The 19,886-nt window shown below is 35.5% G+C and carries 23 protein-coding genes and 3 pseudogenes; 6 read left to right on the top strand and 20 right to left on the bottom strand.

Annotation, left to right across the window (positions count from 1 at the left end; translation table 11 throughout):
• Positions 1-11 precede the first annotated feature (11 nt).
• The 4 genes and pseudogenes from ACFX4H_RS24925 to ACFX4H_RS24910 all read right to left on the bottom strand — a co-directional run bounded on the left by ACFX4H_RS24925 (position 12) and on the right by ACFX4H_RS24910 (position 3,684).
• A complete protein-coding gene (locus tag ACFX4H_RS24925; RefSeq protein WP_241637644.1) occupies positions 12-1,676 on the bottom strand; it encodes a propanediol/glycerol family dehydratase large subunit in 1,665 nt (554 codons plus the stop codon).
• An 810-nt stretch (positions 1,677-2,486) separates the two neighbouring features.
• A pseudogene (locus tag ACFX4H_RS24920) lies at positions 2,487-2,821 on the bottom strand (aldehyde dehydrogenase family protein); the annotation flags it as partial.
• 330 nt (positions 2,822-3,151) lie between these two features.
• A complete protein-coding gene (locus tag ACFX4H_RS24915; protein ID WP_283249145.1) occupies positions 3,152-3,274 on the bottom strand; it encodes a hypothetical protein in 123 nt (40 codons plus the stop codon).
• Positions 3,275-3,315: 41 nt separating this feature from the next.
• The gene (locus tag ACFX4H_RS24910) at positions 3,316-3,684 is read right to left on the bottom strand and encodes a zinc-binding dehydrogenase (protein WP_241637632.1); all 369 of its coding nucleotides are present in this window, start codon (positions 3,682-3,684) and stop codon (positions 3,316-3,318) included.
• Positions 3,685-3,819: 135 nt separating this feature from the next.
• Here ACFX4H_RS24910 and ACFX4H_RS24905 point away from each other — a divergent pair.
• Positions 3,820-4,188: pseudogene (locus ACFX4H_RS24905) on the top strand (IS110 family transposase); the annotation flags it as partial.
• Positions 4,189-4,362: 174 nt separating this feature from the next.
• Here the strand turns inward: ACFX4H_RS24905 and ACFX4H_RS24900 are convergent.
• On the bottom strand, positions 4,363-5,226 hold the full coding sequence (locus ACFX4H_RS24900) for an SDR family oxidoreductase (protein ID WP_241637633.1): 864 nt from the start codon (positions 5,224-5,226) through the stop codon (positions 4,363-4,365).
• Positions 5,227-5,451: 225 nt separating this feature from the next.
• Between ACFX4H_RS24900 and ACFX4H_RS24895 the strand changes: the two genes are divergently transcribed.
• Positions 5,452-5,895 carry an Rrf2 family transcriptional regulator gene (locus ACFX4H_RS24895; protein WP_241637645.1) on the top strand — a complete coding sequence of 148 codons (444 nt, stop codon included), beginning with the start codon at positions 5,452-5,454 and terminating at the stop codon, positions 5,893-5,895.
• Between the two features lie 132 nt (positions 5,896-6,027).
• Here ACFX4H_RS24895 and ACFX4H_RS24890 read toward each other — a convergent pair whose 3' ends face one another.
• Both ACFX4H_RS24890 and ACFX4H_RS24885 read right to left on the bottom strand, forming a co-directional pair.
• The gene (locus ACFX4H_RS24890; RefSeq protein WP_249598321.1) at positions 6,028-6,513 is read right to left on the bottom strand and encodes an HIT family protein; all 486 of its coding nucleotides are present in this window, start codon (positions 6,511-6,513) and stop codon (positions 6,028-6,030) included.
• Positions 6,514-6,626: 113 nt separating this feature from the next.
• A pseudogene (locus ACFX4H_RS24885) lies at positions 6,627-7,296 on the bottom strand (uridine kinase family protein).
• A gap of 634 nt (positions 7,297-7,930) precedes the next feature.
• On the opposite strand from ACFX4H_RS24885, the gene ACFX4H_RS24880 reads away from it, so the two are divergent.
• Together ACFX4H_RS24880 and ACFX4H_RS24875 are read left to right on the top strand one after the other, a co-directional pair.
• Positions 7,931-8,083, top strand: a complete 153-nt coding sequence (locus ACFX4H_RS24880; RefSeq protein ID WP_230302362.1) for a hypothetical protein — start codon at positions 7,931-7,933, stop codon at positions 8,081-8,083.
• 180 nt (positions 8,084-8,263) lie between these two features.
• Positions 8,264-8,791: an acyl-CoA thioesterase gene (locus ACFX4H_RS24875; RefSeq protein WP_230302361.1), complete on the top strand. Its 528-nt coding sequence runs from the start codon at positions 8,264-8,266 to the stop codon at positions 8,789-8,791.
• Between the two features lie 400 nt (positions 8,792-9,191).
• On the opposite strand, the gene ACFX4H_RS24870 is transcribed toward ACFX4H_RS24875, so the two are convergent.
• Positions 9,192-9,314, bottom strand: coding sequence for a hypothetical protein (locus ACFX4H_RS24870; RefSeq protein WP_283249181.1), 123 nt, complete (start codon positions 9,312-9,314; stop codon positions 9,192-9,194).
• A gap of 302 nt (positions 9,315-9,616) precedes the next feature.
• On the opposite strand from ACFX4H_RS24870, the gene ACFX4H_RS24865 reads away from it, so the two are divergent.
• Positions 9,617-9,907, top strand: coding sequence for a hypothetical protein (locus tag ACFX4H_RS24865; RefSeq protein WP_241638056.1), 291 nt, complete (start codon positions 9,617-9,619; stop codon positions 9,905-9,907).
• Between the two features lie 322 nt (positions 9,908-10,229).
• On the opposite strand, the gene ACFX4H_RS24860 is transcribed toward ACFX4H_RS24865, so the two are convergent.
• The 11 genes from ACFX4H_RS24860 to ACFX4H_RS24810 all read right to left on the bottom strand — a co-directional run bounded on the left by ACFX4H_RS24860 (position 10,230) and on the right by ACFX4H_RS24810 (position 17,471).
• Positions 10,230-11,138: a PhzF family isomerase gene (locus ACFX4H_RS24860; protein ID WP_377436445.1), complete on the bottom strand. Its 909-nt coding sequence runs from the start codon at positions 11,136-11,138 to the stop codon at positions 10,230-10,232.
• 162 nt (positions 11,139-11,300) lie between these two features.
• Entirely contained in the window at positions 11,301-11,837 is a 537-nt protein-coding gene (locus ACFX4H_RS24855; RefSeq protein ID WP_241638052.1) for a sugar O-acetyltransferase, read from the bottom strand.
• A 163-nt stretch (positions 11,838-12,000) separates the two neighbouring features.
• On the bottom strand, positions 12,001-12,546 hold the full coding sequence (locus tag ACFX4H_RS24850; RefSeq protein ID WP_241638051.1) for a GrpB family protein: 546 nt from the start codon (positions 12,544-12,546) through the stop codon (positions 12,001-12,003).
• A gap of 248 nt (positions 12,547-12,794) precedes the next feature.
• Positions 12,795-13,346, bottom strand: coding sequence for a GNAT family N-acetyltransferase (locus ACFX4H_RS24845; RefSeq protein ID WP_241638050.1), 552 nt, complete (start codon positions 13,344-13,346; stop codon positions 12,795-12,797).
• A 144-nt stretch (positions 13,347-13,490) separates the two neighbouring features.
• Entirely contained in the window at positions 13,491-14,006 is a 516-nt protein-coding gene (locus ACFX4H_RS24840; protein ID WP_249598330.1) for an AAA family ATPase, read from the bottom strand.
• A 170-nt stretch (positions 14,007-14,176) separates the two neighbouring features.
• Positions 14,177-14,428 carry a hypothetical protein gene (locus tag ACFX4H_RS24835; RefSeq protein WP_137020520.1) on the bottom strand — a complete coding sequence of 84 codons (252 nt, stop codon included), beginning with the start codon at positions 14,426-14,428 and terminating at the stop codon, positions 14,177-14,179.
• Positions 14,429-14,576: 148 nt separating this feature from the next.
• Complete coding sequence (locus ACFX4H_RS24830; protein ID WP_377436442.1) at positions 14,577-14,951, bottom strand: VOC family protein; 375 nt, start codon at positions 14,949-14,951, stop codon at positions 14,577-14,579.
• A 280-nt stretch (positions 14,952-15,231) separates the two neighbouring features.
• Positions 15,232-15,852, bottom strand: coding sequence for a DUF421 domain-containing protein (locus ACFX4H_RS24825; protein ID WP_377436441.1), 621 nt, complete (start codon positions 15,850-15,852; stop codon positions 15,232-15,234).
• Positions 15,853-16,174: 322 nt separating this feature from the next.
• Positions 16,175-16,324, bottom strand: a complete 150-nt coding sequence (locus ACFX4H_RS24820) for a hypothetical protein (protein WP_249599337.1) — start codon at positions 16,322-16,324, stop codon at positions 16,175-16,177.
• 180 nt (positions 16,325-16,504) lie between these two features.
• Positions 16,505-16,918 carry a YhfM domain-containing protein gene (locus tag ACFX4H_RS24815; RefSeq protein ID WP_377436440.1) on the bottom strand — a complete coding sequence of 138 codons (414 nt, stop codon included), beginning with the start codon at positions 16,916-16,918 and terminating at the stop codon, positions 16,505-16,507.
• A 397-nt stretch (positions 16,919-17,315) separates the two neighbouring features.
• On the bottom strand, positions 17,316-17,471 hold the full coding sequence (locus ACFX4H_RS24810) for a hypothetical protein (RefSeq protein ID WP_249599326.1): 156 nt from the start codon (positions 17,469-17,471) through the stop codon (positions 17,316-17,318).
• 528 nt (positions 17,472-17,999) lie between these two features.
• On the opposite strand from ACFX4H_RS24810, the gene ACFX4H_RS24805 reads away from it, so the two are divergent.
• Positions 18,000-19,472: a flavin monoamine oxidase family protein gene (locus ACFX4H_RS24805; RefSeq protein ID WP_249599325.1), complete on the top strand. Its 1,473-nt coding sequence runs from the start codon at positions 18,000-18,002 to the stop codon at positions 19,470-19,472.
• 201 nt (positions 19,473-19,673) lie between these two features.
• On the opposite strand, the gene ACFX4H_RS24800 is transcribed toward ACFX4H_RS24805, so the two are convergent.
• Positions 19,674-19,886: MmcQ/YjbR family DNA-binding protein (locus ACFX4H_RS24800; RefSeq protein WP_377436439.1), on the bottom strand; the 213-nt coding region annotated here is incomplete at its 5' end.

The raw sequence follows: 19,886 nt of genomic DNA, 5'->3' as shown, positions 1-19,886 counted from the left end.
TGCTCCCTCCTTTAATCAAAGTCTTTCGGACTGATAGCTTGACGAATGTTTTTGATTTCTTCCCATCTTTCCGGACTAAGGCGATAGCCCGTTCCAGGTCCTTTATAGTCATTTTCATCATTGACCGCACTTATCACCACATTATCCTTATTGATAATGGCTGATGTATGCAAATAGTCACCAGCAACCCTTTGTTTTAACAAATCGAAAATCCGTTCAGCTGTTTGTCGATATCCGCGTTTCGCTAAAATAAGCGCGATGTCAAATCCTGAAATCCCATCCTGTAAAATCTGCTCGGCCGACTTTAAGTCCTCTACCACGTTTCTTGTCGGCATATCTTCGCTACTGTTGGCATAAGTGGCAGCTTCCACTTCTTCATCTGTAATGACCGGGAATCCTAGCTCATCAAAAATAGCTTGCAACGCTTTCGCCGCTTGATAACGGACTTTGATTACCTCTTCTTCGCTTACTGGTTTTAAACCGCCGTCCACCATCATGTCGCGCTGAAGAATCAAGTAATCATCCAGATCGCTGGAATCCATATTTGATCCTGCAAACATATCCTCGTTGTTCGGTACAGCACTAAATCCAGCAAAGATAAAATCTGTACCAGGTAGCATTTGGCACAGCATTTTAGCGCTACGTCTGATTTCCGAATGGGAAAACGTTTGGTCGTTTCCTGATGCTACTTCCATATCAAACAAGGTAGTCGCCAAATTTTCTGCTAACACGGCGCGGATTCCGCTCGGTACAGAGGCTGGTATACCAATACAACTAATGGAACCATTTTGTAGCCCTTGCACGCCTGCTCCCTTGGCCATCATCACGCAGCGAATTTCTAAATAGAGCATGGATTTCCCTTCAGCTCCGGCCATTTGCACTTCTGAACCTGTACCTGATGTAAAGCGCATTTTAGCACCGCGTGAAGCATATGCAGAGGCTAAAAATGATTTGGACCATGGGGTATCATCTCCGTCCATGAACACAGACTCTGTACCATAAATTGAAATGGTTTCAGCGTAAGACGTTAATCCAAGCATGGCTAAACGAAGTTCTGTCGCTTCTTCTAATGAATCCTGTGTTAAGATTCCTCCTCTCGCGGTTTGGGAACCAACGAGTAATGCTAACGCATTGAAGGGGGCATAACGAACAACTCCAACAGTTGTTTCCTGTTCATCAAATCCGTAAACTCCCGCTTCTGCAGCGTCCGCCGCCATGAGGACAGGATTATCACGCACGTTCGTGACATGACATTGGTTGGACGGCGTTTTTCTTGCCCTCATCTTTTGTAAAGCCATCATCATTTCCACGACATTCATATGATTAAGTACTTCCAACACTTTTGCTGGCGTGAGTCCTTTTGACAGCTCTACGATTTCTGAACGAGGGACATTAATATCCACAAGTTTTCGGGCAATTTCCAAGCTGTCAAGAGCCATGATTTTTTCCGTTACGCTTGCATCAATCGTATAATCGGCAATAAACTGGTCGAGCATATCGAAGTCTTCTCGTCTTTTTTCATCCAATTCTACAATCGTGCCATTTTCTACTTTGATAGAAGGCTTTGGATCATTAGGACCTGTCATTGCAACAAATCCCATTTCTGGCCATTCTTTGACAAATCCATCTTTATTCACGGGTCTTTCTTCTAAAATCTCAAATCGTTTTGAACGCAGCATAAGAAATATCCCTCTTTCTATCAGTATTTGGTTAGATAATTTTTTAAGATGTGTGTTTCCGTAGAAGCAGTAATTTCTTCCTGAGTGCTTACTATTTTCAGAGACGCAGTGTCTTTAGAAGGTAGATACTTTCCAATGAGAGAGTGATACAGTCCTCCCCCTATAATCGCTGAGGTTAAATATAGAGCCAAACTCACCGCTATTCCCCAAATGATGGCTAAACCCTAAATCGTGTATTGGGCATCATTTAAGACAAGAGCAGCGACACAGCCAGCACCAAAGAAAATCAGAATAAAGCAGCCAATAAACTCGGCGATTAATACCCCTTTTCATGCTTTTATGGGATACACCTTCTTTCCATTTTTTAAAAGCCACCTCCATGAAGCGATGGGGCGTATCCTAGTTTCCTTCCATTGGAAGTTTGTTGCTCAACTAGCTGGCAAGGAGCCTACGTTCTGCTAACGTAATAGGTTGAATATTTTCTTTTGACTATAACCTCCTCTTTTTTAATTTGATAAACTTATTATAATTTTCTGAATTTTAAATGTCCCTAGACATAACTTACATGTCCTAGCACTTTTTCTACTTTTTAAATCAAGGAATTTTATTAGTACCTAACTAGACATGTGTATATGGACCACTTTAAAAAAGAAGGTGTCTCCCTTATGCCATTTGGTTAAATATAAGAGGTTAAAGTGGTTTGTTAGTCTGCTACAAAAAAAGACATGTATAAACGTTGTCACACGTTCCGTACACGTCTCACCTCTTACTAAAATGATTTTATATAAAATGGAAGAGTTGGAGGACTTAGTCCATGTTCACCCAGACACTCTTCACTTCTGTATAGTTAACTAATACGTTACTTCCCATTTCACGATCAATACCAGATTGCGTGTAGCCGCCAAATGGACTTGCTGCATAAATGCATTATAGCAGTTGACCCATTCTGTACCCACTTAAATCCGTTGTGCGAGGTAGTGAGCTTTCTTAATATCCTGTGTCCAAATTCCAGAAGCTAAACCGAAATCGGAATCATTTACTTTTACAATCAAATCATTTAAATCATCAAACGGCATTGCCGCTACAACAGGGCCGAAGATCTCTTCTTTGGCAATAGCCATCGAATGGTTTACATCAGGGTAGGACTTACGGTGCTTGGGACCATGATCCCGTCCATTGAGACTTTGAAGGTTTCTACTTAAACTAAAGGGGCTTATGCATTAAATTCCAAATAATAGTTTCACTTAAAAGCGCCTTCTTTTCGGTTCACCACTATTTATCCTTACTATTTTACCTTTTGTAAGTCAGCGCAATTCTTCCTTCGCAATCTGGCCAATTGTTGAATAACTCCTTATGTACTCTTCAACTAGCTGCCCCGATGGTTCCATAAGAAAAAGCTGCCTTAAAGACAGCTCTGATCTTCAGCTAACTAAGATAAGCGTTGTTTACTTCTTGAAAAAGGTTAAATGTTTTTAATATTTAATAATTGTTCTTCCCAAATGGTGACCATTTTTAATCGCTTCAATCGTTTGAGGTAATTCTTCAAGTGAAATTTCACTTATTAGAGTAGTTTGAGAAATATTCCATTCATTCACTATTTTCTCCCAAATATAACCACGATCTTTTATTGGTACATTTACAGAAGCCCTCTAAGTATAAACGGCAATACTGTTGATGTTAGTTTTATACCACCTGCTTTCCCACACATACTCATACATCCACCATAAGAAATTTGAGTAATTAATACAGAAGCAATTTCCCCACCAACAGTATCTAGGACAAAGTCAAACTTTTGCTTATTTAATGGTTTATTTTGCACTCCTAATTCATTTACAAAAATGACATCGGTAGCTCCTATAGATATAGCTACCTCTATTTGGTGTTCTTTTCGAACTAAAGCAGCAATATTTTTGTAACCAATTTTAGATAAAATTTGTAAAGCAATACAACCTACTCCACCAGTTGAACCAGTGACTAGAATCCTAGGATTTTTAATTATATCCATACCTTTCTCCTCTAAAGCTATGATAGAAAGGTCAGCCGTAAACCCTGCTGTTCCAAAAACCATGCATCTTTTAAGGATAAGTTGACCGGCATAGGAACAATCCAATCTCCAGGGACTCTAGCATAGTTTTACTAGATACTAAACTGGATCAAGGAACTAAAACACATGAAAAACCTAGACACCACGATAGTCGGAATGGAACCTACCGGTCATTATTGGATGAACCTCTCAAAGTGGCTAGTCAAACAAAACATGGATGTCGTTACGGTCAATCCTTAATGTCAAAAGAAACAAAGAAAATCGTGATAATACGCAATCCAAAAGTGATAAAAAAGATGCCCTTGTCATCGCTGATATGGTAAAGAATGGCTACTATGCCTTCATTCGTTCCACTTCAGATCATTTGAAAAACTTCGTGTCCTTATGGCTAACCGAGATGTGATCGTTAAGCGTCTTGTTAGCTCCATCAACCAAATTAATCGCTGGGTGGATGTTGTCTTTCCCTATCCGTCTTCAACTATTCTGCCCCTTTAGCTCTATAAGAAAAAGGCTGCCTTAGCAACCTTCCCCATGAACATTTTACATATTGAATACAAGTAATCTCTTATTGGCGTTGCATGATTCTTATATTTAAAACCGACCGACCTTTCTAATTTAAACTAAGTTCAATAATGCTGTTCAAGAGATACCTTTAATGATTTGAGTTAAGCCCTCACTAATTGGTGTAGCTGACCGTCCAAGAAGTTTTTCGAAATCATTGCTTTCTACTTCAAGGGTGCCTTCTCGAACGCCTTTTTGGATATCAACGAGCATAGGAATAAGGAAATCAGGTAAGCCAACATTTTTCATAATATCAGCATAAGTAGCATCATCAACCTGTTGAACAGGTACTTCTTTACCCAATACATTACCAACTGCAGATGCAAGTTCTTCCTGAGTCAATAACTTGCCTGAAAGCTCATAGATTGTATTTTCATGTCCGTTACCAGATAGTACCGATGCCGCAGCTTCTGCATAATCTTGTTGTAGTGCCCATCCTACCTTGCCATTTCCTGCTGATGTCACCCAAGGAGCTCCTGCTTGAACACCTTGAATACTTGAAATTTCATTCTCCAAATACCAGTTGTTGCGTAAGAAGGAGTATGGAATGCCTGTTTTCAGAATGGATTCTTCTGTTGCCTGATGCGTTGGAGCAAGAAAATTTTTACTTTCCTTTGCATTGGCCAAGCTAGTATAAGCAATAAATTTAACTCCAGCACGCTCTGCCGCAACTACCGCATTTGAATGCTGACGTATCCTTGTTTCGTTGTCTCCATCCGCAGAAATAATTAACAAGCGATCAATTCCTGCAAAAGCTGTATCCAATGTTTCTGGACGATCAAAATCTCCTTGACGTACGTCTACTCCGCGAGTTCTTAATTCTTCAGCTTTCTCTGGATTTCGCACACTTACAGCCAGTTGATTAGCTGGTACAGTTTTCAATAAGGTTTCTACAACTTTCGTTCCCAACTTTCCTGTTGCTCCTGTTACTAATATTTTCATTTGGGATTCCTCCAATAATTTTTTATATTCAAATTAAACATCCATTAACCTGTATCTATATCTAATACATGTATTTATAATAGATACATGTATTTGTCTTGTCAACCAATTTATAAACCTTTTATATTTTCTTCAAATTTTAAGGTATAATACGTTGTAATCAAATTAAATACATGATTATCCGTGTAATAAACTTTGCGATGAAGTAAAAGGTAGGTGAATGATATGTCCATCAGCAGCCGATTTACCGTTGGTGTTCATATATTAGCTCTTATTGAATTAAATAAAGAGGGAATAAGCTCATCGGAGTTCTTAGCGGGGAGCGTAAACACAAACCCAACCTTGATAAGAAAAATTATGGGTATGTTAAAAAAGGCAGGGTTAATTGAAGTACAACCTGGTATTGCAGGGGCAAAACTAGCCAAGGAACCTTCTTATATAACATTACTTAACGTTTATAAGGCGGTCGATGTTGTGCAGGAAAAAGAATTGTTTAGTATGCATGAAAATCCGCACCCTGATTGCCTTGTGGGCAGGAACATTCAAGATTCGATCACTCCTGTGTTGTCAGCGGCTCAATTTGCTATGGAAAAGGAACTGGAAAATGTAACCATCGAAGATATTGCTAAGGATATTGTTGAAAAAGAAAAGCTTAAAATACAATACTAAATTAATAAAAGACATTCTTGAAAACAGAATGTCTTTTATTCGTAGTCCAAATCCCTTCTTTAACCTGCCCTGCACCGATTGTTGCATAAGAAAAAGAGCTGCCAAAGCAACTGTTAGTGGGACAAGGAAGGATTAAGTGTATAGTTCTTTTTTTAAAGCCTTTATTCCATCAATTACACTTTTTACATTTTCATCATTATTCAATTTGTTTCTTGCATGGAGCAAAACTGGTCTAACAGATTCCACAGAACGTCCAAAATCGTACATCCATTCATATCGAGGAACCATCCAAGTATGAAAATGGTGGGTAGTATCTTCATTATAAAAGTAATAAACATGTTCAATCCCTAATACTTCCCTTTGAGCCTTTCTAATCTTGGATAATAAGTTTATGTAATCAACCTTTTCTAAGTCATTTAACTCGTCCAAGCACTTAATATGGCGTTTAGATGCTAAAATTACTAAACCTTTAATGGGATATGCAACGTCTTGGTGAGCATGAAAATATTCAGTTTCGACTATTACACCACCATCCGGCTCTATTTCCCCACTTGTTAAAGCACAACTTAAACATTCGACTTCAACTGTTTTTCCATTAGACAAAGTAATTTCCCTCATAATTCCCTCCAAAAACAAAATATTATCTCTCAAAATAAACAAACCCTTGTTGAGCTATCCTGCCCCAATAGTTCCATAAAAAAAGCTGCCTTAAAGACAACTCCGATCTTCAGTTAATGCACCCGTTTACTGTATTTAAATTCAAATGTATTTTTTTCTAGACATATTGCTTCATCAAAAGTTTTGATAATAATATCAAAACGCTGACTGTATGGATGCATAAATACTTCGTACTGAATCCGACGTTCTTCATGAGACTGCCTTAAATAATTGATATTGGTTCCTCTCTCAACAACATCACGGCTCGAACTTCTCATTAATTCCGTTTCACCATCTGTATAGAAGTAAATTTTTAAATCAAATAAATCTGGATTAATAAATGCGACACTCATTCCTTCTACAATCGTTACTTTGTTTTTCGAAGAAATTAACTCACTTTTCATATAATGCTTATCTATTGTATATAAATCTAAACCATCTCTAACCATCTGAACATCTCCTTCTAAAGAATGCAAATGATGAGCTGATGGATGGCAAGCTGTCATTTTATAACGATGATTTTCGTTTTGATATGTATAGTCGATAACTGCATGTTTTCGTATGTTCGAACTAACAATATATGGATCTGCATTAATATAATTCACTTCATTTTGATTTAGTAGGATTGCGAGCCTATTGGCAAACGTCGCTTTTTCCAGCAGCACCATGTCCTGAAATGCCAATAACAATTTGTTCATCAGTCATTCTGACCCAATTTATGATTTCTTGTAATAACTTATCCACCCCTCTCCCCCTTTTACTAAAATAATGCTCTTTTCAGGCATAACTTACAAATTCCAGATGAAGCATCTGATTTCCTTTCTTACTCCAGAATATGGCGCAAATTGTTGAATAAAGATCAAACAGTACTCTTCAACTATCCTGCCCCGTTAGTTCTATAAGAAAAGAGCTGCCTTAAAGACAGCTCCGATTCTCAGCTAACACACCCGTTAGTTGAGAATCGGGGCTAAACTTCATAATTTATTTAAGTAACTTTATTAAATTTGGTGGTATATACACAGCTTAATCTTTTTTGTGAAAGTGGCAGATGGATGCAAAAATATCTTGCTATCTCCACACAAAAAATTATTCATGCAAAAAAATTTGGCAGTCTAAAGTCGCTAATACTCTTTTAATTCTGCGAGTTACAAGTTGGCCCGATACTTGCATTGTAGATTAATATAGATATAAAAACTTAGGAGGTACACAAAATATGTCCTTAACTCTAAAATAAAGAACCATTTATAGAATAATTCATCATGCGTATAGCAGCTTATTGTTTGGAAGAAGAAAGACCGCTGAATCTTCTCGTTTTCGATGGTTATAAAATCATCTAATGGAAAAACACATTTAAAAAACTTTTTATTGGAGGCCTTTTATGTGGGTAATCACTGTTCATTCAAAGAACAACATTAAAATATATGAGTTTGACTCTGAAAAAGAAGCTAAAGATGCTTTCAGGAGGATGCAGGGTTGTAAAATCCTAACAGAAGTAATTTATTTTAATGATTTTGATTTAGTTAAATCATAAAAATTCAGAATTTTTAGCTAATTATAACTTTTTACATTCCTTCTTTAAATTAGTCAGGATTATCAAAAGAAAGATAGACGTACTAGAACCTTGTTCAAAATCGAATCGATATGAACGAGACAGTTTCACTATTTTAGAAATAGATATGAAGATGTTTATTAATTAAAGGGAGATATTTAAATGGAAACTAAATACTGTAAAGAATCAAGAGTTGTAAGAACAAGTCGTATTTTCCCAAATGATGTAAATAATCATAATACTTTGTTCGGTGGTCGTTTGATGAGTCACTTGGATCAGGTATCCTCAACTTCTGCAGCGCGTCATAGCCGTAGGGAATGTGTAACTGCCTCAACAGATTCAGTTGATTTTTTACATCCAGTTCGAACAACAGATTCAGTCTCTTTTGAATCTTATGTAACATGGACAGGTACCTCTTCAATGGAAGTCTTTGTAAAAATTATTGCAGAAGACTTAAAAAGCGGTAATCGTAAAATCGCAGCAACTGCACTATTAACTTTCGTAGCACTAGATCAACATAACCGGCCAACACGTGTTCCACAAGTCATTCCAGAAACAGAAGAAGAGCGAAAATTACATGAAACCGCACCTGATCGAGCAAGAATTCGTAAGGAAAGGAAACAAAAAAGTAAGGAATTGGCTGCATTTTTAACTGCAAATTATCCCTGGGAACAATATAGTTCATGCTAAGCTTTATGGACAAGTAGTAGAATGGGGTAAATTAAATAAGTTAAGTTAAGTTCATGAGGGGAATGGTAGTCCTAGTGACTCTTACAATCAGGATGGAGAGAGGATATTGTGTCAGTCTTATGGATTAGTGAAATTTCCGCTGATGTTCTTAACCAATAAGCGAATTTACGAAAAATGAAATGATTAATTCTTGCCTTTACTCCCATGGAGCAAAGGCTTTTTTTTGACGAGTTACTACTACTGATAACGATTATATTCTTTAATAATAAGTTCTAACTTTGAATTCACAGAGGTATACAAGAAGATATAGGGAAACAAAATGTTAATTTTGGGACGGTTATTTTAGTATCCCCCAAAAAAACATCATTTTCTTTGGGGGACAGTTCAAAGTCACATATGCTTACTTTTTTTTGCGTTCCTGGGCTTTTAATGCTATTTTTTCCAGTCCATTATTCGCAAATTCTACATCTGTTTTAGGTAAAGCATCATTATTCTTCAATTGCTTATTTTTATTTTTAGACATTTTTTCACCCCCTGTAGTTTGATTCAGTTAAATGACTTGGATGCCAACATTAATTAAACATACTATTTAATGATACTGTGTAATTTTTATCCTTTTTCGTTATCGGCAACCAGTAATTTTAGTTTGCGTTCTTTTTTGCAGGCTATGCTATTTGAGATTCTTCTTCAACCTCATGATTTTAACTTTCCATTCAGCCCAAAGTTTTGTGTGTTATTATCTTCATTGAAGGGATATTTTTCATCCATAACTAAACAATTACTATTATGCAGCTGGCCACAACTCTTCTAAAAAATGATACGCTTATGAATACTGTTACGGGGATTAGTAAAAACAAACAAAGCTCTACGTCACCTGTAACGAAAGTTCCTGAAAAACAAGAAAATACAGAGCTGGTTTCGTTATATCAAAAATTAGAGAAAATCGATAATGTAGTTTCAGACATTAAACAAGAAAATATAATACTGGCTTCTTTATCAATAAAACTTGTGAATATCGAATTTGAAATTTCAGAATTAAGAAAAGAAATACAAGACCTAAAAGAACATAAGATATTCAAAAAAAATTCTAAAGATAGTAAGAAAGACAACGGATAAATTGGAACAAGTGCGAGTGAAGAAGAAATTAAACTGTTCTTTTTTCAATCTAACAAGTAGCAGAGTTTAGCTAACATCCTTGTTAGCTTTTTTGTTTTATAGCTAACTAAGAAGAATTTTTCAATAATATAACTTAATTTCCTCATCAAACCTTTTTTAACAAATGCTTGGTTGTCTACTCTTTTCTAGTTTGGTTCAATAATCTCCTCCATTTTAGTAATATATCATTATAATCCTTCTTCAACTATCCTGCCCCGTTAGTGCCATAAGAAAAAGGCTGCCTTGAGACAGCTTCGATCTTAAGCTAACGCACGTTGAATGGCTATTCAAGTAATAACTCGGACTTAAATACGATTACAGCATTTCCCGCAATCCTTACTTCCTCTGGTTCCTGATTACAAATTTTCACTTGGACATCAATGATACCCGACCGTTTTATAGCTTCGCCCTGCACTGCTTTAAAACTGAATAAAGAATTATCATGTTTGACAAGTCCATGGTGTATTAAGTATGCGCCTAAAGGACCGTTCGCATTACCCGTAACAGGGTCTTCGTTAATACCAATTGCAGGAGCAAACATTCTTCCATGAATTAAAATTTCCGAGTCGGGAGCATTCATCGTAAAAACATAGAAACCATTGCAATTAATTAATCCACTGACTTTTGTAAGTAGATCCATATTAGGGTTTAATTGGTGAAGAAGTTCCGAACTCCTAATTCCAATCATCACCTTGGAATGCCCGGTAGAAACGATTTGTACTGGACAATCTTCTAATAAATCTTTTTCACTAATATTGAGAGCCGTTAATATGTTTTCCAAAGCTACACCATCAATCACCGTTTCAAAACTAATACTACCCTGCGTCATTATAATTTTGTAATCATTATCTTCATTAATCACATCGACTGGTAAAATGCCGGCACCGGTTTTATGATAAACTTTACCTGTATTTAAACTATTTTCAACTGCACGAGCATAGTGGGCCGCAATCGTCGCATGTCCACAAATGGGAACCTCATGTGTAGGCGTAAAAAAACGAATATGTACATCAGATTCACTATTGGCTGATTTAAAGATAAATGCCGTTTCCGAATTGTTTAGCTCTCTTGCAATCCTCTGCATCTCACCCGAAGATAAACCATCTGCATTTGTAATTACACCAGCAGGATTACCCGATAATTTTTCTTTCGTAAATGAATCAATTTGATATAATCGGTACTTTCTTGGCATGTCATTTCCCACCCTTTAATATAGTGAATTTCCGGTCCTTTATACTTTCTATAATTCTTATTATATTAAATTACCCCATTAGCTCCACAAGAAAAAGAGTGATCGTCACAGCTCTTTAAAGAACTAACGCACCCGTTAGTTCAACAAAGGACAACTGGAAAATTAAATACTTTTTAGTATCTTTGCTGGGTTTCCAGCCACTATCGTATTTGCAGGAACATTTTTTGTAACAACAGAACCAGCAGCAACGATTGAATTATCTCCAATCGTGACTCCAGCCAGGATTATGCAACTTCCACCAATCCATACATCGTTTCCAATTATAATTGGTATTCCATATCCACTCTTGTTCCTATCCTTGGGTTCGATTGAATGACCAGCCGTATATATCCCTACATTGGGGCCTATCATACAGTTGTCACCAACCCTAACTTCTGCCATATCTAAAATAGTGCAGTTATAGCCATCATAGAAATTATCGCCAACGTGGATATTGTAGCCCAAATCACAATGGAAATTGTGTTCAATACTAGGATCAACACCTACAGTACCAAACAAATTCTTTATTATTTCTTCTCTTTTTGAGAAATCTTCTATAGCACTATTGTTAAATTCTTGAACAAGTTTATGAGCACGAATATTTTTTAATTTTAGTTCCTCCGTTCCTCGTTCATAATAGATTTTCTCTTTATCGTTCATACCTAATTTCCCCCTTTCAGTTAGTACAAATGTTACCATAATCTTCAACTAACCTGCCCCGATAGTTCAATAAGAAAAAGCTGCCTTAAAGACAGCTCTGATCTTCAGCTAACGCACCCGTTAGTTTAAGTACATTTCTTTACAAACTTATATTAGTTCACAACTAAGATTTAAGAACATAATTGATAAATTCTGTTTTTGCTTTAGTGTACGCTTCACGATCATTGCTATATTTTTTTGCTAAATTTCTTTTAAGAATAGCGTATTCATCAATAAACTGCTGATTAGTCTGTAATAAATCACGAAAAAGTAGCTGATTATCCCACCGTTCTTCTCCCTCAAGTAAAATATGTAAATGTACTACTCGTTTGTCGTTAATTACTTTCACAAAAAATCTTTGCCAAGGTCGATTGTCTATGTTAGGTGGTACATAATTCCAGTCGCGATTAGCTAACAATGAAGATATTTCTTTTATTTTTTGAAATGAATCAATTTTAGCCATTAAATCAATGATTGGTTTAGCTGGTAAATTTGGAATAGATGTACTTCCATAATGTTGAATTTCCGTTATGCCGAAAGTTGAAAGAAGATTAAGAAGAAGTACTTTTTCCTGATTACCTTTTTCTACCCACTTAGGATTTGGTTCGACAATGTCTATTGTCTCATTAGCCCAAACAGGCCATGTGCTTTCATCATGAATATCTTTCATTTTACTCTCCCTCAAGATTTTAATTTTTTCAGTTTCAGAAAAATCTTAGTACCTGCATTCTTTTACAAACCTGCCAGAAAAAGCTGCCTTAAAGACAGCTATGATCTCGCTAACGCACCTTTTAGTAAAATAAGTTCAGCCAGATATTTCTGGTTGAACCCACTAATTCACTGTCGGTCCACTATTTGGCGAATAATTCAGCATATCTCCACCCAAAAACGAAACCAATTACAAATAAGCAGTATAATCTATAATCCTACTAAGTTAATAATTCCATAATACACTAGGTCTTCAAATCGATTTTCTTTCCTCACATGGTCAATTAATATCCCTTCTTTTTTCAATCCTAATTTTTGCATCACTCTTCCTGAAGCTGGATTTGAATTAAAGTAACGAGCAAATACTTTATGGTATTGCTTTTCTTCAAATGCAAAATTTAATATAGCTTGAGCTGCCTCTGTAGCATATCCATTTCCCCAAAATTTTTCACCAATCCAATAGGCTAATTCACCATTATTAAACTTTTGGTTGTTAGATAGCGCTATAGCTCCATATAATTCTCCACTTTCGTTATCTGTTATAGCAAATTCATATGATTTATTAGCATTAAAATTATCAAGATGATGCTCAATCCATGATAAAGCATCATCTATAGAGTATGGATAAGGTAGGTACAATGTATTTTTATAAATATTATAATTATTACAAAGTTTAGTAACAGCTACTGCATCAGGTTTTTGAAACAGTCTTAGTACTAGCCTTTTAGTGGTAATTGTTTTATTTAGATTATCATATATCATAAGAAATCCTCCCTATTTTGGATACTTATTCTTGCATATATTTACTATAATTATCCAAAAGTTTTTCTTCAACTAAACTGCCCCGATAGTTGAATAAAGAAAAAGCTGCCTTAAGACAGCTCAAATCTTCAGCTAAAGCACATGTTAGTTGAAGTAATTTTTAATTTCTTTCTTATTTGTCACAACTAATATCTTATTATCGTATATCCCAAATTTATTATAGAAATTTGGTTTCCCTACTTCTTCGAAGTATATATTCCACTTAAACATTTTAAAAAATATATTTAATGAGGGTTTATAGTTTGACCTTTCTAATCCAATCTTTTGTAAGATAAATCTTTTTATTATTCGATAGATTCTCACTGAATAATTTGTATCTAAGAAAATAATTAATTCCGCATTACGAAAACTATTAGACACCCATTCTTCATTATGAACCCCCTCTACGATCCATGTTTCAGAATGAATAATAGTATTAAAATGTTCTTCTCTTTCTTCTTCAGTTCTTCTAATATCTCCAGATTCATACCTTTTCCAAATAACATTATCCAATTCATAAAGTGGGATATTTAACTTAGAGGATAACTCTCTTGCTAAGGTTGTTTTTCCACTACCAACTGAACCTATAATATGTATTTTATTTGGAATTTTTTTCAATATGACCACCACCGTCATTAGAGTTCTCTATATCAAATTTATTCTATTTATTTATTGGAATGTCCTCTTCCAACTTCCACTATCCTGCCCCTTTAGTTCCATAAGAAAAAGCTCCTTAAAGACAGCTTCGATCTTCAGCTAACGCACCTGTTAGTTCTTTAGTGCCGTAAAATTTATGTACTTATTTCACCGTTTTTTGTTTTTATTTGTTTTAAAAAAACACCTACACCTACTATGAATAATACCAATCCAAATCCAAAGGTGAAATTTGTTATGCCCCAAATGTATGTGGGAGTTAAATCAAGAATAGCTTGTATTTGATGTATGTCACCATTATAAGCTAAAAAAATAAGTACCTTTTCTAAACCACTTAATCCCATTAAATTTATCCCTGAAAATAAAAGTGCCACACCAAATAGTTTCATAGTACCCCTCCCTTTACATTTAATTTTAACACAATTTTCCAACAACTTTATTGGATTAACCTGCCCCGTTAATTCATTAAGAAAAGGAGCTGTTGATCAGCTCCTGGCATTGAAGTAAAGCACCCGTTAGTTTGCAATAAGAAGGTGTTTACTCTTTAATCCACTCTAACAATTCCATACGGTTACCAAAAGGATCGGAAATATAGAACCTTTTAGCTCCTGGAAGTTTATCGTCTTCAATAACATCAATACCGTTTGTTACCAGATGTTTTTTTAATTCCTCTATATTTTCTATTTCAAAAGCAGGATGTGCCTTTTTGGCTGGATAAAATGGTTCTTCGATTCCTATATGTATTTGATAATTTCCAAATTCAAACCAAACCCCGCCACGTTTCTTTAATTCTTCAGGTTTTTCAACCTCGTCAAAACCAAAAATATTCTTAAAAAATTTTCTTGCAGTGTCCTCACTATCTTTAGGAGCAGCGAGCTGAATATGGTCAATTGCTTTAAAAATAAAGGGCATTTATATCCTTCTCCTCTGACTTCAAATGGATATTACTTTTGCTATTTCCAATTTTACGCCAAATGGAATGATAAGGAAATTTTAAAGTTGTTATTTATAACCATAAGTCTTCCTTATGGTTATAAATCTTTTGTTCTTAAACTAACCTGCCCCTTTAGTGCAATAAGAAAAAGGCTGCCGCAACAACCCCTGTTAATGAACTAAAGCACCCGTTAGTTGAAGAAAATTGCTTATGTATTGTGTATTATCTTTGTACTAAAAAACAGCTTATTTAATGTCTCTAAGATTTATAGTCCACTATGTCTCCCTCGTCATAAGCTTCTTTAAATAATGGTGGCGTTTTCGCTTCAGACTGATTTTGTGATGAGGAACGAATACCATTCTCAGCTAAGATATCTAAAATTTTTTGAATATCTTCTTTGGTTGCGGGTGCTTTGTTTGGCTTTAGGCTAGTCGCTATTTTACCATTGGGCTCTAATATCGCCAATTCAACATCTTCGACATTTCCTATATTTTTTTGGCGAAGTGCACTTTGTATCTCATCTGTCGTTAATCTGGCTTTTTTTAGCTCTTCTAACTTTACCTTTCCATCTTTAATTAGTATTGATGGTACTCCATTAATAAACTTTCTGGATTTTGGAAACCATATTTGTATTTTTGCTAATAATACAATTCCTATAATGAGCAAAGCTCCAGCATATACTGCTTGCCATTCCTCTTTCAATGCTAAAGGTTGGATTAGTACAGCACCAATCGAAATCCTTAACACAGCTTCCGAAACTGTTGTTTCTGCAAGTGATCTCTTTCCTGCGATACGCAGAAGAATAATTGCAGTACAAAAAATTAACAATGCCTTTAATACATAAGGTAAGGTAGATATGTCTTCTAAAAAATCCATCATTTTTCTCATTCCTTTAACATTTTTTGTTAGTATCTGTTGACTCTATACCAAATATGTAGATAGTTTTTGGAAACTAGGTAATAACAAAAATTCAGGTGTTTTTTAGAATGTAAAATAAAGGCTAAATAACTAATTCTCCTCTTCAACTAAACTACCCCTTTAGTTCCATAAGAAAAAGCTGCCTTAAAGACAGCTCTGATCTTCAGCTAACGCACCCGATAGTTCTATAAGACTTATTAATTGAGTTGACAAGTGAAGGAGGAAGTAGGATGGAGAAAATCATTAGAAAAGATAGAAAAACGCCACAAAAAAGGCGTTCAATTTAATCATCTTTATTTATTTTACCGTCGTTCCCCTTGTCCATACCAGTAGCGTTATTAACTATTTGTGGAAACAAGTTTAACCCTTGATCCAAGGCATTCATTGAATCGGCTTTTTGGCCAATATTTTTTGATTTTTCTTGTTTTTTCATTTTTGTCGCCTCCTAAAATTAGGATTCGTAGTAAATCAAAAAATATTCCAAAGTAATTTTAAAATGATTATGTTACACAGTTCGAATAAACTATGCTACCTGAACTAATCTGCCGTGCCATAAAGAAAAAACTGCTAACTTAAAGGCAGCTCTGATCTTCTGCTAAAGCACCTATTACTGTTAATTAAGAAAATTATTTTTTAGGGCTTGTGCATTATCTTTATCTAACTCTCCATAACTTTCGTTTTCATTATTGCTAATAATTGTTGCTGTACCTGAACTTTCATTAAACCAAATTTCATATTCATAAAGTCTTTCAGGTTTATTTTCATCAAAAGTGTAAAACAAAGTAGCTTCTACGTCTGGTTTTCTAGCCATTTTAACCACTTTATCATCCCATTTGATTTGTTCAAATGCCTGCATTAGCAGCTCTATTGATTCTCTATCTGTTATCATTACGACATCTTCGTATTTTCCTTCTGTATCAATTTTTTGAACATCTACTCTTGATAATTGTCCTTTTTCTTCCCCAATACATCCGACCAATAACACCATAAAGACAAAAAGAGAAGTAAAATTTATTATTTTTTTCATCATACACCTCCATAAATTTAGACGTTTACATTACAAAATAGTTCCAGCTTATCTTCAACTAACCTGCCCCGATAGTTGCATAAGAAATATTAAGTATTAGACCTATACAGTCCAGAAAAAGGGAGCTAAATATATCAGGGAAGTTATTATCCCTCAATTACTAATAATTCTTTCAACATCAGTAAAGGGCATGTTTTGAAAAAAGATTAACCAAAACCTGCCCTTATTATATTAAATTGGATTATTCTTTTATAAAAAAAGATTGATAAGGATGGAGGCGTAACCCTCGCCTGGTCTTATTTCTAGTTATTGCAAGTCAACACTATCTTTATTATTGATCCAATTAGACAAAGAAGGGGAAGGCACTATCTATACCCTCCCCTTTTTCAAACACAACTTATTTTTTAGATCTTCTTCTAAATCCTAAATACAGACACCCTACAATAAAAGCCATAATTAGAATGGCAATCCATGGGCCAAAGGCTGTGAATGGAGTTACATAATCGCTAGTTTCGGATATTCCTTTAACAACATGGGAAGAACCTAGAATCATAGGTCTCAGCTCCTTAAGAGAAAGTAGATGTAGCTTTGAAACAAAGTTTGGTCAAATTAATACAAGAAACCTTGATAAATAAATAGAAGGAGTATGTCTTGAAAAAAGATTAATCAAACATGCCCTTATAATATTTAATTGGATTATTCTTTTATAAAAAAGATTGATCATTTTTGGTAATGAACTAACGCACCAGTTAGTTCCGTAAGAAAAAGGTTACCTCAGCAACCTTCCTTATTAAAGTAAAGCGCCTGTTAGTTTAAAATCTATCTCCAAGTAACTTGTTTTTAACACAGAACTTAACGCTAAATCCTCCAGGCACTTCTTCGTAGAAAGTATACCTGTGTAAGTGTTATAAGGTTTTTCCTATCACTGAATGGAGGGGCCCCCTTTTTTATTTAATAATTATTTGTGCCCCAGCTAAAAAGTAGAATTTATCTTTACTTTATTTATCTGTATATAGTAGGAACACATATGCATCTATACAAGTGAATACAATGTAAAAATCTATTCACTGGAGGAGAAGAGATGCCTAATAACATAAATTATCAATTAACGACTCAACAAATGATTAGCATTATTAGAAATGGTCTTAAAAAGTCGCAAGTTCCCAAACATATTACTATTGTTGGCGCAGGACTAGCAGGACTGGTTACGGCTTCTCTATTGCAGGAGGCCGGGCACAACGTCACAATCCTTGAAGCAAACAACAGGGTAGGCGGACGTGCCTATACCATACGCTCCCCCTTTAGTAATGGGCTTTATTTTAACCTAGGCCCAATGCGTATTCCTGATGTTCATTTTTTGACCTTAGAGTATATTAAAAAATTCGGGCTAACCCTAAACCTGTTTATTAACCGAACTCCAATGGATATTCTTTATCTCAATGGAATCAAAACACGTCTTAACATTTTTGAACGTTCTCCTGGTATTCTAAACTTTCCCGTTGCCCCAAATGAAAGAGGTAAAAGCGCAGAGGATCTGGTGAAATTAGCTACACAGCCAATTCTTGATTTTATTAAACAAGACCCAACGAGAAATTGGCATCTCGTAGAAAAAGAATTTAAAAACTACTCACTAGGTACTTTCTTAAACTCTTACCATTATCAATATGGAACGACTTTTTCAGATGGCGCGGTTGATATGATCGGTGTACTCCTTGACTTAGAAGCATATATGGGGATGTCATTTATTGAAGTTTTGCGAGAAGAGGCTTCCTTCAGAGCAAATCGTTTCTATGAGATAACCGGTGGTATGGATCTGCTGCCAAAGGCATTTCTCCCGCAATTAAAAGAAGTTATTATGTTCAATCAAAAGATGACGAAAATTGTCCAACATAACAACAGAGTAACCATCCATTCCACCCATCAGCACACCTTAGAGGATTCCACCATAACTGGTGACCTTGCCATCATAACTCTCCCCTTTACAGTGTTACGATTTGTGAAAGTTGAACCATACCATTCTTTTTCCTATTATAAACGGAGAGCTATTCGTGAACTGAACTATATGAGCGCAACAAAAATCGGAATCGAGTTTAAAAGCAGGTTTTGGGAAAGACACCATCAATATGGTGGTAAATCCATAACTGACCTTCCGATTCGATTCACTTATTACCCAAGTCAGGGGATTGGTACAAAAGGACCTGCTGTGGTTTTGGCAAGCTATACATGGGCGGATGAGGCTTTAACATGGAACGGTCTATCCAACGAAAAACGCATTCAATATGCTTTAAAGAACTTAGCTGAAATTTACGGAGACCAAGTCTATTCTGAGTTTGTGTCAGGAACTTCCTTTAGTTGGGTCGATAATGAATATTCCTCTGGAGCTTTCACTGCTTTTGAACCGAGTCAGGAAACCGAGTTGTATCCTTATATGCCTATACCTGAAGGAAGAGTGCACTTTGCCGGTGAACATACTTCACTTACCCACGGTTGGATGCAAGGGGCGATTGAATCTGGAGTACGGGTTGCATATGAAGTGAATGACTTGCCAAAGTAAATTAGGAAAAATAGATAAATTAGGACTGTTATAGAAATTTTTTATTCAACTAAACTGCCCCGATAGTTCCATAAGAAAAAGCTGCCTTAAAGACAGCTCTGATCTTTAGCTAAAGCACCCGTTACTTGTAATTGGATTATTTCACAATCATGGTAAGTTCCACAGAAAAAGGCATAGATCCTACCTGCTGAATCAATGCCTTCACTTTTTGAAATTAACTTTACTATTATTTTTTTTAGTTAACATATAGCTTTGTTTTATCATTTCGTAAATGTCTTCCTTTGGAACAGTACCGTCAAGAATTATCGAATTCCAATGGTCCTTATTAAGATGAAAAGCCGGAACTACCGAATGGTAAATCTGACGCCAATAATCCAACAAACCAGGTTCACATTTCACATTAATCCAAATATG

Origin of the sequence: Peribacillus sp. YIM B13477, assembly GCF_042787955.1 — a bacterium.
Taxonomy (GTDB): Bacteria; Bacillota; Bacilli; order Bacillales; family DSM-1321; genus Peribacillus; species Peribacillus frigoritolerans.
The sequence above is the reverse complement of the archived record's forward strand: the minus strand, read 5'-3'. Positions and strand labels throughout refer to the sequence as shown.